The sequence below is a fragment of the Paraburkholderia diazotrophica genome (assembly GCF_038900755.1).
In the GTDB taxonomy this organism is placed as follows: domain Bacteria; phylum Pseudomonadota; class Gammaproteobacteria; order Burkholderiales; family Burkholderiaceae; genus Paraburkholderia; species Paraburkholderia diazotrophica_A.
This window is the reverse complement of record NZ_JBBPEN010000003.1, coordinates 298,895-312,534: the sequence shown is the minus strand read 5'-3', so window position 1 is coordinate 312,534 and position 13,640 is coordinate 298,895. Positions and strand designations below refer to the sequence as shown.

The following is a 13,640-nucleotide window of genomic DNA, read 5'->3' as shown; positions in this document are numbered from 1 at the left end:
GCATGCTTAAGAAACTCTTGCTCTCATCGCTCGTTTCATCCGCGTTTTTGTCGGCCATGGCCGTCGCCGGCCAAGTACCTGGCCGAGAGACCGACGCGGATATTCCTGTCAGTCATCGGGACCGCATCTACGCAGCCGAGCAATTTTCGAACACCGTATCGGTAACAGACCCGGCCGATAACAAGCTGCTCGGCGTCATTCGTCTGGGCGATCCATCTCCCAGCAGCTTTAGTCCGCTCTACCACGGCCAAGTTCTCGTCCACGGTCTCGGTTTCTCGCCGGACCATCGAACGCTTGCCGTCGTATCGATCGGGTCGAATTCGGTGACATTCATCGATACCGAGACCAACGCGGTCAAACACACCACATATCTCGGCCGCTCCCCCCACGAGGCCTTCTTCACGCCTGACGGCAAGGAGGTTTGGGTCACTGTCCGAGGCGAAAACTATGTCTCGGTGATCGATTCGGCCACTTTCGAAGAAAAGACGCGCATCACGACGGCTGCCGGCCCCGGAATGCAAATCTTCTCGACCGACGGGAAGTACGCATATGTTTGTTCATCGTTCAATCCCGAGACAGCCATCATAGAGGTCGCGTCGCACAAGATCATCGCGAAGGTGAAGCAGGACAGCCCGTTTTGCCCGAACATCGCGGCCTCACCCGACGGCAACCAGGTCTGGTTCACACTCAAAGACACGGGCAGGACGACTGTATTCGACGCACGCCCCCCCTTCAGCGTGATCAGGTCGTTCGAAACGGGACCGATCACGAACCACGTCAACTTCGCCAAGACGAGCAACGGGACGTTCGCCTACCTGACCGTGGGCGGTCTCAACCAGGTGAAAGTCTTCAGAACAAGTGACTTTTCGCAGGTTGCCACCATCCCTGTCGGTAACCTCCCGCACGGTGTGTGGCCCTCCGGCGACGGTAGCCGCGTCTATGTCGGCCTAGAAAATGCGGACGCCCTCGCCGTCATCGATACGGCATCGAACACCGTTGTCGGCAACGTACCGATCGGCCAAGCTCCGCAAGCCGTCGTGTATGTTCCTAATGCCGTGCCCAGCGGCGGGACAGGGATGCAGAATCTGCAGGCCCTGGGCGTAGCAGGCCAGGTAGCCTCGTTGTCGCTGGTCGAGGCGGGTACCGGCATGGGTCGAACGAGCGTTGCGTTGTTCGACCAAGGCTTGTCGCAAGTCCTGCAAGCATCCGTCACCGGATTGAAACCGAAGCAGCCCTACGTCATTGCGCTCGCCAAGAACGCTGACGGCTCCGGAACACTGGAGCCCCTGGCTAACTTCATGACCAATCCCGCCGGTTCGGCCATCGTCAACGCAGTCGGTCCGATACGCCAAGTTGTTCAAGCTGAGGCGACCAATGCCCGACGATATCTGGTAGTCGCGCCAATCGTTCAGGGCAAACCTGCAGAGCCGGTTCAATTGCAGGTTGCCACGCAATGATCGGCAGCGCGGGCATCGCCCTCATCACGGAACTCGAGCCAATGATTCCGGCGCTGCGTCGCTATGCCAGCGCGATGGTCCGTGACCGCGACCTAGCTGACGACCTCGTTCAAGATTGCCTCGAGCGAGCCATCAGCCATTGGGAAACCCGGCGGCGCGCGGAGAATACCCGCCAGTGGGTATTCTCCATCGCCCACAATCTCATCGTCAGCAGGTTGCGGCAACACGCGCGGCGTGGGTTGCACCTCGATATTGCAGACGTCGACGAGGGCGCCTTCGCCGTCCCCGCGCCCCAGGAGCACCGGATCCGCCATGGGGAACTGATGAAGGCATTGGCCGCGCTACCCGAAGATCAGCGCAGCGTAATCTTGCTGGTATCCGTGGAGGACCTTACCTATGCGGAAGCCGCCAAGACGCTGAACATCCCGGTTGGAACCGTGATGTCCCGTTTAGCTCGAGGACGAGAGCGCCTGCAAAGCGCTCTCGACGGCACCGGAAAGCGGGAGGCACGTACTCAAGGCGGCCCGTTCTTGCGGAGGATGAAGTAAGTGGACAAACATCAGCAGCCAGCTCCCATTGTCGAAGAGGATTTTCATGCCTACATCGACCATGCGCTTGACGCCGATCGCCGCAAGGAAGTTCAAGATTATCTGGATCGTGATCCTGCGGCCGCAGCCACCGTAACAAAGTTCGCCGCGCAGCGGCAACGCCTGCGATCCGCACTTGCACCGATTGCCGACGAAGCTGTTCCCGAGCGGCTGCGGGTGAGTTCGCTGCTCGCGCATCAGCACAAGTCGCGCCCTACGATTTGGCGAACGGCCGCAGCAGTCGTGCTTGCACTTACGACCGGCACCGTAGGCGGCTGGCATATGCGAGGCGCACTGGCGCCGAGCGGCGGCATCTCGGTACTCGCTGGCGAGGCACGCAGCAGCTATATGGCCTATGCAGCCGATCCGGCTGCGGAAATGGACAAGGCGGATTTGATCAAGCTGGTGTCAGAGAAGCTTCAGCGGCCGGTGGAAATTCCGGACCTAAGCCGATCCGGTTACCAATATGTCGGCGGTAGATTGGTGTCAACGGTTCATGGCTCAGCTGGATTGTTCTTCTATGACCGAGCCGATGGAACGCGCATGGCCATCATGATCAGGCCGATGGTTCGCGAGAAGGAGGCACCGATGATAGAGCAAGCCGCGGGAAACGTCGGCGGTATCACTTGGGCAGCGCGTGGACTTGGCTACAGCGTGGTTGGCACTGAATCGCCTCACCTACTTCACCCCATTGCAGACGAGGTCCGTAGGCAGGTGCGTGTCGGGCCTTCGGCGTAGCGAAAGCGGCAGGAAACCGTTGCTTTGCAGCTGGTCGTCGCCGGCCCGAGTTCGCTCTTTGATGAGCAATGGCATCCGGTGACCCAGTGCCTTCTCCCGCGTCGTCTAAACATTTTCTTTCTCTAGAAACAGAATATCTAGTTTGCCGGGAAGCACTTTACGGTGAACAATAGCCTCGGCTCAGGTCGGCGGGCTGGGTCCCGCGAGGCGTTTAGTCAACCTTAGTATTTGTGTTCGACGAGAGATCTCCTACTTGCGCGAGCTCGACGCAGCGAGAGCGTTGGACGGCCCCCTCTTTTTCATGAGAAATCAGATGGCAAAAACAAAAAGCATGATTGCGCTGAGCACGATCGCAGTCGCAAGCCTCACCTCGCTACCGACAGCACACGCACAAGTTTCAACCAGCGGCTACGTCCTGCCAATGAAGCTCGCATTGGAGGCGGCGCTCGAAGCGGTGCAAACGTGCACTGCAAAGGGCTACGCTGTCACGGCGACCGTAGTCGACGTCGCAGGAACGCCCCAAGCTGTCTTGCGGGGCGACCATGCGGCAATCCATACGAAAGATTCCTCTTATCGGAAGGCGTACACAGCAGCTTCGATGGGTCCGGTTTTTCATTTCGAGCGTACTAGTCAGTTCCTGGATCTACTCACCTCGAAATTTCCGCCCCTTGCTGCAGAGTCCTTGGCATCCACGCCAAATGTAACAACGTTGCCCGGTGGGGTGGCCATCAAGGTCGGCGATGAGATCGTCGCGGGCATCGGCGTGGGCGGTTCGCCTGGAGGGGACAAGGACGAAGCGTGCGCGCTAGCCGCGGTAGCTAAGATCAAAGACCAGCTACCGCGCTAACCCCCACAGCGATCCGCGCCCGGTGCCGCGCTCGGCTTGTCGAATTCCATACCGCCCTTCTCATTCTGCTATTAGGACTCCGTATGCTGAAGAAACTGACCTCCGCACAACGACCGAGCGAGTCGCGATCGCAGCGAGTGAGATCGCGAAAGGCAACCAGGCGATGAAGCAGGTGTCCGATATGGTAGGCGAAATCGCCTCCGCCTCCGAAGAGCAAAGTCGCGGCATCGAGCAGCTCAATCAGGCAGCCGTGCAGATGGACGAGCTAACACAGCGGAATGCGGCGTTGGTTGCAGAAACGGCCACCGCGGCGAAATCGCTGGAAGAGCAGCCGACTAAATCAAAAGACTTCGTTGCCTCGTTCAAATTCTCGAGTGACAGTTCTTCGATGCAAAAGATCGCCCAAGAACAAAGACCCCAGCTTTCCGTGCGGAAAGCGTCTGCCGAGCCCGCACTCACGAAAGAAGGCCGATCCACCGTTACCGCTACCGTTATTGGCACCATCAAGCCGGCGAGGCGCATTGGAGCAAACGGATGGGAGACGTTCTGAATGTCTGCCCCGACGTGCAATACCTTGGAAGACCATCTGCGAGTACTCAAGCGGACACTTGAGACGAATGCTAATGCGATATCCGTCTTTGGCGGACGGCTCGCGGTACTGTACAAGTTTGTTGATGCGGTGTTGCCTCTGTTGGCCACTTCGCAGCGCAAAGAGGTCACGCACCGCTTCCGTCAGGGCATAGAAGACGCTCTGTCGTTCGGAGACGATTTGCCACTGCCCGCCGAGTATCAGGAAGCGCTGCTGAATCAGACCAACGTGCTCTTGATCGCGCTGCAGGCAGAAGGCGCCATGCCCAACTAGGTTCTTCGCGCAACCCGCACCGCCTCGTTTGGATCCCGGGCCTCCTCTCCACCCTGTCCCGGGATCATTTGGGGTGCCGTGCCAGCACGGCACCTTTTTTTCCATCTCGAGGAAAACCAGCGGAATGCGCGTAGACGGGCACCCTCTTCGTTCCAGCGCTTATAAAGCATTCGTCATCACTGTCTCGAGCACGGGGATTTCTTGTTCGATTTCTCATGAGAAAAATGAATAACCTCAAAATCGGCGTTCGTCTTTCCGCAGCCTTTGGTCTCTTGATCGCGCTGCTGATCGGAATCTCGATCCTCGCGGCAACTCAACTCCGCGCGGCGAGCCAACGCACACAAGAGCTGGTCACCGAAACCTATGTCAAGGTTGATCTCGCTCATCAACTCAAAGATTATGCGAACTTCGCGGCGCGTCAGATGCGCGCCGCGCTGCTGGCCCGCGACGCAGATGAGGTCACCAAGTACCTGGAGCAAGTCCAGCAAACGCGCATAAAGTACGATCCAGCGATCAAGCAACTCGACGCGCTCATTCGCTCTACTGAAGAACGCAAGCTCTTCGACGAGATGAGAGCTGTACAGCTGCACTACCGGGATACGCGTAACAGGGTCGCTGATCTCACCCGGCAGGGGCACAAAGACGAGGCCATCGATCTCAGTTTTGATGATCTACGCAAAGATCAACAAACGTACTTCGACGCGCTCGACAATCTGGTGAAATTCCAGACCGACCTGATGGTGCAAAGCGGCAACGACGCGGCGGCCGCCTCGCGCAGCGCCACACTGACCATTGCCGGAACCGCCCTTGCCGCAATCGTACTCGGCATCATCTGCAGTTTGGCGATCACTCGCTCGGTCGTCGCGCCAGCACGCGCGGCTGTCGAATCGGCCAATCGCGTTGCTGAGGGAGATTTGACGGTCCACGTCGAAGCGCGGACGCACGACGAGATGGGCCAGCTTATGCAAGCCTTGCAGAAAATGAATGGAAGGCTTGCACAGATCATCGGTGGCGTCCGGACAAGCGTCGAGACCATCAATTCCGCCGCGAGCCAAATTGCCACGGAGAACGCCTCGCTGGCCAACCGCACCGAACAGCAAGCCGCCTCACTCGAGCAAACCGCTGCAAGCATGACGCAATTGACCGAAACAGTGAAACAGAACGCGGACAACGCGCATGAAGCGAAAGCGCTCGCAGCGGATGCGAGCGACATTGCGGATACGGGCCACTCCGCGGTGCAGGAGATGCTCGGGACAATCGGGCGGGTCAATGAAAGCGCTACGGAGATCTCGGAGATTACGAGCCTCATCGAAGGCATCGCATTCCAGACCAACATCCTCGCGCTCAATGCCGCGGTTGAGGCGGCACGCGCCGGCGAGCAGGGGCGCGGCTTCGCCGTAGTGGCGAGCGAGGTGCGCTCGCTCGCGCAACGCTCGTCCGCGGCGGCGAAGGAGATCAAGGGAATCATCGAGACATCGGTCGATATGATCCAAGATAGCGCGCGCCAGGCTGGCGAGGTTGGCGCTAGCGTGGAAAAGATCAAGCTGGCGGTGCGCAAGGTATTGGACATCGTCGCAGAGATTTCGACCGCATCCGAACAGCAAACTGATGGCATCGAGCAGGTCCACACTGCTGTCAATCAGCTTGATCATGTGACCCAGCAGAACGCCACCCTTGTGGAGGAATCGGCAGCAGCGGCGCGGTCGCTCGAGGAGCAGGCGATCGAACTGCGCACCGCCATCTCCATCTTCAAGGTGGATACACGCCTGCCCGCGCTTAGTGCTGCGTGAAATATACGTACGCCTAGCGCCCGTTTATAGGCCGTGACCTGCGAACATGTTCCGCGCATCTATCCGTGACCTGCCCCCAACGACTGGGAAATTTAAGGAGTATTCGTGAATCGTCGCTATTCGCAGTTCGCCATGCGAGCTTGCGCAACTCTCGCTACCGTGGTGGCGTTGTCCATCTCGTCAGTCCACGCATCGGCTCAATCCGCGCTGCATGTCTACGGACCCGGCGGCCCGGCACCGGCAATGAAGGAAGCGGCCGCAGCGTTCGAGAAACAGACAGGCAAGCATGTCGATGTCACGGCTGGACCGACGCCCTCATGGATCGATCACGCACGCGCCGACGCTGACCTGATCTACAGCGGCTCGGAAACAATGATGTCGGACTTTGTCGTCGCGATGGGCGATCAACTAACGCCTCAAGCACCGATACCGCTGTATCTTCGTCCAATGTCAATACTCGTTCGTCCCGGCAATCCTCGTCATATTCATGGCCTGGGGGACTTGCTGAAGCCGGGCATAAAGATTCTGGTGGTCAATGGCGCCGGGCAGAACGGCGTATGGGAGGACGTTGCGGGCCGGCTGGGAGATATTCGCACGGTCGCGGCGATGCGCAGCAACATCGTGAGCTTCGCAGGCAATAGCGCGGTCGCGCGACAGACCTGGATCGCGCAGCCCGACATCGATGCTTGGCTAATCTGGAACATCTGGCAAGTATCGAACCCCTCGCTCGCGGAGACAGTCCCGATCGAGCCGCGCTACGCAATCTACCGTGACACCGGCGTGGCGGTGACCAAACACGGGGCGGAAAATCCCGCTGCCCAGCAGTTCGTGGATTTCCTCCGTTCCGATGCGGGTGCGGCGATTTTTGCCCATTGGGGCTGGGTCACCGGAAGGTAAGTCGGGGAAACGAGCGGTGGATAAGGGCAAGCGAACCTGTCCGCATTTTTGTGGGTGAGGCGGTTGAACAACGCATTATCCGCGCGCTTGCATAAATCGCTCTCCGAACAGGATAGCAAACTGGTTCATCGCTGATTTCCAGTCGAACGCAGTCCGCACGGTCTTGGCCAGTACGTTGCGCAGCGCCAGCCAGAGCAGCTTGATGGCCGCCTCGTCATTGGGGAAGTGACCACGGGTCTTGATGATCTTGCGCAACTGCATATTCAAACTTTCTATGGCGTTCGTGGTGTACACGACCCGTCGAATCTCAGGCGGAAACACGTAGAACGGCACGACGTGCTCCCACGCGCGTTGCCACGACTGCACGATCGTCGGGTACTTCGCGCCCCAAGGTCCGTCGGCGAAGTCTTGCAGCGCCTGCCGTGCCGCCTCTTCGCTGGCAGCCGCGTAGATCGGGCGCAGCGCTGCGGCGAGTACCTTACGGTCCTTGTAGCTGGCGTATTCGAGGCTGTTGCGGATCAGATGCACGATGCAGGTCTGAACGGTGGTCCGCGGATAGGCCGCGCTGATGGCCTCGGTGAGCCCCTTCAGGCCGTCGACCACGGCGATCAGGATGTCGTGGCAGCCGCGCGTCTTCAGTTCGTTGAACACCTTGAGCCAGAACTTGGCCCCCTCGGTCTGCTCGATCCAGAGGCCCAGCACGTCGCGCTGGCCGTCGGCCTGGATACCCAAGGCGAGATAGACGGCCTTGTTGCTGACCACGCCGTCGTCGCGGATCTTGACCCGCAGCGCGTCGAAGAAGACGACCGGATACATCGTCTCTAGCGGGCGGCTCTGCCAGCTCAGCGCCTCGGCCATCACCTCGTCGGTGACCGAGCTGATGAAGTCGGGAGACACCTCGGTGCCGTAGCTCTCGGCCAGAAACGCCTGAATCTCGCGCACGCTCATGCCGCGGGCGTACATTGCGATGATGCGTTCGTCGAAGCCGGTGAAACGGCGCTCGTGCTTGGGAATCAGGATCGGCTCGAAGCTGCCGTCACGGTCGCGGGGCACCTCGACCCGCACCGGACCACGATCGGTGATGACCGTCTTGCCGCTGGCGCCGTTGCGCTCGTTGGCTTGCCCGGCCGGCTTGGACTGGCCCGACGGGTAGCCCAGATGCAGGTTCATCTCGGCGCCCATTGCGCGTTCGATGATCGCTTTGTTGAACGCCAGCATCAGATCCTGGACCTCAGTCGGCGTCATCGGCCCCTTGACCAGTTGGTCCAGCAGTTCCTTGGGCAGTTCAGGCAGCGGCCCGCGGGCCGCTGCCTGACGCGCTACAGTTTGCCTTTTCTTCTTCATTGGCATATCCATGACTTTTAAACCTCATGATATGCCCCGCCCACGAAATCACGGATAGGTCCGGGCAAGCGCGTGATGACGCCTGCCCGTCCGGATCAATTGCGGCCGGCCATCACACCACCGTCCACGTCCCAAGTCGCCCCGGTAACCCAACTCGCCTTATCCGAAAGCAAGAAGGTAACCACTTCCGCAACGTCCTGAGGGGTGCCGATACGGCCGATCGGGTGAAAGTTATCGAAGCCCTGCAGAGCGCTATTCACTTCATCCTTCGGCATGAACTTCTCGTAGATCGGGGTCTGGACTACTGCTGGCGACACGGTATTGACACGGATGTGTTTCGGTGCCAACTCCATCGCCAAGTGCTGTGTGAGCGAATGCAGGCCGGCCTTCGCCATCGCGTATGCCGATGCCGGCATCGCAGCGATGGCCTGCTGCGCACCGACCGAACCAATGTTGACGATCGCGCCGGAACGACCTTTTTCAACGAGGTTCGCGGCTACCTTCTGCGTGATAAAGAAGAATGATTTGTTCAGCGTCAGATACTGGTCGTAATCCGCGGCCTGATGCTCGAGGAACGGCTTCGGGAAAAACACGCCAGCCGCGTTGACCAACAGGTCGATATCGGAATGCTGCTCATCGATGGCCTCGAGCAGCGCCGCCAGTCCTTCATCGTTGGACAGATCCGCGGCCAATGCCGCAACCGGGCCCGTTGCGGCCAGTTCCTTGCGCGCCTCCTCGGCCTTGTCCGCACGGTGTCCGACAATGACCGCACTGCCGCCTTCGGCAAGAACCATGCGGGCCGTTTGCAGGCCAATTCCGCTCGTGCCGCCGACGACCAGCAGTTTCCTACCCTTGAATTGATTGCTCATCTTAGTCTCTCCACCTGCTAACTGTCAGGATTCGGTTGAAGGTAAGCAGGCTGACGCCACCGCTGCTCGGCGGGCGGTCGCATCTCATTAACGACGAGAAGGAGCATTCGCGAAGCCAGCAAACATAGAAAGCAAAACTATTGATGCTCGTGATCTAAAGGTCTATCCGCACCACGCCTTTCGCTCATGTTTTGGCGCTCTATCAGCCCTGCTTTTTGACATTGTTCTCTCATTCCATTCCATATGCAAACGAGAGAAAGTGTCTTCCACTGAAACGAAATCTTTATATCGCGTCCGAGCCGACCCGTGCTTGACTTTGCCACGATAGCAATGTCTAGCCTACTCGACACGGTGAACGAAGGGCCATCAGTCGGCTATTGAACGAACGCCCCATCCACTTGGAACGTGCTCGTCCGCGTTGGCAGCCGATCAATTCAGGAGATTTATATGTCGTCAAAACCTGTTCGCAACACCTCTTCGGATGAGGAACAGCTCGCCTTTCGAGTCGAGGGAATGGATTGCGCAAGTTGCGTAGGCAAGATCGAGACCGCGCTGGGTCGTATGGACGGGGTATCCGACATCAGTGTTCAATTCGCCAGCGAGACCTTGTCGGTTAGTCGCACGCGGTCCGGCAAGGCGACGGCGCTGGACATCGTAAAAAAAATCCGAACGCTCGGTTTCGATGCAACGCAGTTGCCGTTGAGTGTGGTTTCGCATTCGGGTGCGGTCGATGCATCGCAACCGAACGATGATCCTGTACACCATCGCGACGCCAGCACACCCCATCGCCGCACGTGCAGCGATGCACACGATCACGGTACGCATCATCACGAAGAGGGACATCAGCACGAGTCGTGTGAAGTCCAACCATCGTCCGGCAAAACACTATTCGAGTGCGCAACCGGCATGCCGAATGTCACGATGCGTGTTGAAGGCATGGATTGCGCAAGTTGCATAGGGAAGATCGAGACGGCCCTTTCACGCATGCCAGGCGTCTCCGATGTCCAAATCAATTTCAATGCAGAAAGTTTGGCGCTCTCCCTCGCCTCGGGCGCTTTCACGCAAGTCGCAGACATCGAAAAGACGATCAAGAGCCTAGGCTTTGGCGTCTCGGGCGCCCGGCACGACAGCACCCCGGCCGATACATCACGCAAAGCAGAGGCTCCCTCCCGAGCTCAGCGCTGGTGGCAAACAAAGAAAGGGAAATTGGTTGTCGGCATGGGAGCGTTGATGGGAACAGCCTACGCTGTAGCCCACTGGCTCCCGGAATATGCGAACTGGATCTTCACAGCCGCCGTGGTCGCCGGCGTTTTCCCCTTCGCACGCAAGGCTTTGGCGCTTTCGACCTCCGGCTCGCCTTTCTCCATTGAGATGCTGATGACGGTGGCTTCGCTGGGCGCACTCGCGCTTGGACAATCGGCGGAAGCCGCTGCCGTCGTGTTCCTGTTCGCAATCGGCGAGTTGCTCGAAAGCGTGGCCGCGGGCCGGGCACGTGCAGGGATCAAGGCGCTCGCGGCGCTGGTGCCCAAGACCGCGATCCTGCTTGATCAGCAGGGAAAGCAGCGCACCGTGGCGGCCGCGGATTTGCAGGTTGGCGACGTTGTCCTGGTGCGCCCAGGCGATCGTGTTCCGGCCGATGGCGTCGTTCTCCACGGAGCATCGAGCATCGACGAGTCTCCTGTGACGGGAGAATCGGTCCCGCGCTCCAGGACTCTCGGCGAAAATGTCTTTGCCGGATCGATCAACGTTGAAGGTGCACTCCAGGTGCGAGTCGAAAAAACGACTGCCGACAATACCATCTCGAGAATCATTCAGCTGGTGGAACAGGCCCAATCCTCCAAGGCGCCCACGGCCCGATTCATCGAGAAATTCAGCCGATATTACACGCCTGCGGTCATGGTTATCGCTGCCGCGGTTGCCGCTCTCCCTCCTCTGGTCAGCGGTGGCGACTGGAATACATGGGTCTATCGCGGCTTGTCGCTGCTACTGATCGCCTGTCCGTGCGCACTCGCGCTCTCGACACCAGCCGCCATCGCCTCCGGGCTTGCCGTCGCAACGCGTCGCGGCCTTTTAATCAAGGGCGGCAATGCGCTGGAAACGATCGGACGCGTACGCGCCGTGGCGTTCGACAAAACCGGCACGCTGACCGAGGGTAAGCCTCGTGTGACCAGCGTGGTGTCTGTCCGCCCAGGTGGCGAAAGCGAGGTTCTTGCTCTCGCGGCAGCGGTCGAGGCCGGCTCCAGCCATCCGCTCGCCAAGGCAATCGTCGCGCACGCCGAAGAGGCTGACGTCGCCATCCCCGCTGCCTTGAACGCCTCGGTAACGCCGGGCAAGGCTGTCCACGCAACCGTGAATGGGCGAAAGTTGGCGGTCGGGTCTCCTTCGTACGCAGCCCAAGCATGGAACCTCTCAGCGGAATCGCGCCAGCGCATCGAAGCATTGGAAGATGGCGGAAATACGGTTGTCGTATTACTCGACGAACAAGACAGCGAAATTATCGGGCTGCTTTCCCTGCGTGACGAACCTCGACGCGACGCACGCGAAGGCGTGGCGCTGTTGCAGCAAATGGGCATACGGTCCATCATGCTGACCGGTGACAACAACAGGACTGCGCGCGCTATCGCGTCCCAACTCGGTATCGAATGGCAAGCGCAATTGCTGCCCGAGGACAAGTTGCGTCATGTCAGCCAGATGAAACGCGAGGCCAAGGTGGCCATGGTCGGCGACGGCATCAACGATGCACCGGCACTTGCAACTGCAGACGTCGGCATCGCCATGGGAGGCGGCACTGACGTCGCCATCGAGACGGCGGATGCGGCGTTGCTCAAAAGCAGAGTCACCGATGTCGCTCACCTCGTCTCGGTTTCGCGCGCGACTATGGCGAATATTCGACAGAACGTCACCTTCGCACTTGGCCTAAAAGCATTGTTCCTGATCACCACCGTGCTGGGTATGACTGGCCTCTGGGTTGCGGTCATGGCCGATACGGGCGCAACAGCACTTGTCACGCTCAACGCGTTGCGTCTGCTGAGATTCGGCAAGACGCAAAACGCGAGCGGCGGACGTGATAACGGCATGACGCCACACCCCGCTGCAACCGTGAGCTAAACCAGCCGACTGGGAAATCGCTAGAAGACACAGATGCGCCGCGACAAGTTCGGTCGCGCCGCATCTGTCTTCTCGACTCGAACAACATTTCAATGGCTCTCGGGATCACCTTTACCGCACCCGAGACAATCTCACCAGGAGAATCGCATCCATGTCCATACAAGCCCTGGCAAAGACGGCATGCTTGATTTGCGCCGCCGTGATTTCGGCGAGTGCGTCGGCCTCGCCTACGAACTCAGTCGACGAGTCCGGCAGCAACGCACACATCGTATCGTTCCAACAGATTCGCAATGCAACGATCAAGGTCCGATACGGAGAGACCACGTTCTTGGTCGATCCGATGCTTGGACCCAAGGGATCTTATGCGGCTGCACCCGGCGCATTCAACGAACAAATTCGAAACCCGACTGTCGATTTGCCGATACCGGTCGATGACGTGATGAAAGCCGATGCGGTCATCGTTACGCATTTGCATCTCGATCATTGGGACCAGACAGCAAAGGAACGTTTGCCCAAGGACATCCCGATCTTCGCGCAAAACGACCAGGATGCGGAAAAGATCCGAGGCGCAGGTTTTCGCGACGTGCATGCCCTCGATACGCCTACTGAGTTCAAAGGGGTCCTATTGACCAGAACGAACGGCCAACACGGCAGCGACGAAGCGATGGAGGTCCGCGGAAAAATGTTGGGGATGGTCCATGGCGTCGTGTTCCAGCGTCCTCACTTCAAAACCGTGTACGTGGCTGGAGACACGGTATGGAATCAGGATGTCGAGGCCGCCATTACCACCTACAAACCCGATGTCATCGTATTGAATACTGGCTATGTGCGCTTCAAGGACATCGAAGGCGCGATCATCATGGGCAAAGAGGATCTGTACCACGCGAGCCAAGCGGCTCCAGACGCCTATATCATCGCCAGCCACATGGAGGCGTTGGGCCATGCCATGCAAACGAGAAAGGAATTGGCGGAATTCATTTCCGCGAAAAAACTCGACGCCAAGCGTGTGCTCATTCCAGCCGACGGGCAAGCCTATGAATTCTAAGGGAGGCGAGTCAGGGATGGCATAGCTACTCGTCGTCGCCCATTCTTAGGAAAGCCCCGGCAGTTGGATCGTCACCGAACTGTCGGGGGTGGTGTA

The 13,640-nt window shown here is 59.1% G+C and carries 12 protein-coding genes; 10 read left to right on the top strand and 2 right to left on the bottom strand.

Annotated features, from left to right (window positions below):
- The first annotated feature begins 2 nt into the window (after positions 1-2).
- The 8 genes from AABE10_RS11370 to AABE10_RS11335 all read left to right on the top strand — a co-directional run bounded on the left by AABE10_RS11370 (position 3) and on the right by AABE10_RS11335 (position 7,178).
- Entirely contained in the window at positions 3-1,457 is a 1,455-nt protein-coding gene (locus AABE10_RS11370; protein ID WP_342933349.1) for a YncE family protein, read from the top strand.
- The gene (locus AABE10_RS11365) at positions 1,454-2,005 is read left to right on the top strand and encodes a sigma-70 family RNA polymerase sigma factor (RefSeq protein WP_342933348.1); all 552 of its coding nucleotides are present in this window, start codon (positions 1,454-1,456) and stop codon (positions 2,003-2,005) included. Before AABE10_RS11370 ends, AABE10_RS11365 begins: the two co-directional genes overlap by 4 nt.
- On the top strand, positions 2,006-2,782 hold the full coding sequence (locus tag AABE10_RS11360) for an anti-sigma factor (protein WP_342933347.1): 777 nt from the start codon (positions 2,006-2,008) through the stop codon (positions 2,780-2,782).
- Positions 2,783-3,095: 313 nt separating this feature from the next.
- Entirely contained in the window at positions 3,096-3,629 is a 534-nt protein-coding gene (locus tag AABE10_RS11355; RefSeq protein WP_342933346.1) for a GlcG/HbpS family heme-binding protein, read from the top strand.
- A gap of 163 nt (positions 3,630-3,792) precedes the next feature.
- Complete coding sequence (locus tag AABE10_RS11350; RefSeq protein WP_342933345.1) at positions 3,793-4,179, top strand: hypothetical protein; 387 nt, start codon at positions 3,793-3,795, stop codon at positions 4,177-4,179.
- Between the two features lie 24 nt (positions 4,180-4,203).
- Positions 4,204-4,491: a hypothetical protein gene (locus AABE10_RS11345; RefSeq protein WP_342933344.1), complete on the top strand. Its 288-nt coding sequence runs from the start codon at positions 4,204-4,206 to the stop codon at positions 4,489-4,491.
- A gap of 224 nt (positions 4,492-4,715) precedes the next feature.
- On the top strand, positions 4,716-6,281 hold the full coding sequence (locus AABE10_RS11340; protein WP_342933343.1) for a methyl-accepting chemotaxis protein: 1,566 nt from the start codon (positions 4,716-4,718) through the stop codon (positions 6,279-6,281).
- A 132-nt stretch (positions 6,282-6,413) separates the two neighbouring features.
- Positions 6,414-7,178 carry a substrate-binding domain-containing protein gene (locus AABE10_RS11335; RefSeq protein ID WP_342933842.1) on the top strand — a complete coding sequence of 255 codons (765 nt, stop codon included), beginning with the start codon at positions 6,414-6,416 and terminating at the stop codon, positions 7,176-7,178.
- A gap of 75 nt (positions 7,179-7,253) precedes the next feature.
- Here the strand turns inward: AABE10_RS11335 and AABE10_RS11330 are convergent, their stop codons facing one another.
- Positions 7,254-8,528, bottom strand: a complete 1,275-nt coding sequence (locus tag AABE10_RS11330; RefSeq protein ID WP_428983313.1) for an IS256-like element ISBcen18 family transposase — start codon at positions 8,526-8,528, stop codon at positions 7,254-7,256.
- Between the two features lie 89 nt (positions 8,529-8,617).
- Complete coding sequence (locus tag AABE10_RS11325) at positions 8,618-9,391, bottom strand: SDR family oxidoreductase (protein ID WP_342933341.1); 774 nt, start codon at positions 9,389-9,391, stop codon at positions 8,618-8,620.
- A 447-nt stretch (positions 9,392-9,838) separates the two neighbouring features.
- On the opposite strand from AABE10_RS11325, the gene AABE10_RS11320 reads away from it, so the two are divergent.
- Complete coding sequence (locus AABE10_RS11320; protein WP_342933340.1) at positions 9,839-12,499, top strand: heavy metal translocating P-type ATPase; 2,661 nt, start codon at positions 9,839-9,841, stop codon at positions 12,497-12,499.
- A gap of 151 nt (positions 12,500-12,650) precedes the next feature.
- Positions 12,651-13,544: an MBL fold metallo-hydrolase gene (locus AABE10_RS11315; RefSeq protein WP_342933339.1), complete on the top strand. Its 894-nt coding sequence runs from the start codon at positions 12,651-12,653 to the stop codon at positions 13,542-13,544.
- Positions 13,545-13,640: the final 96 nt, after the last annotated feature.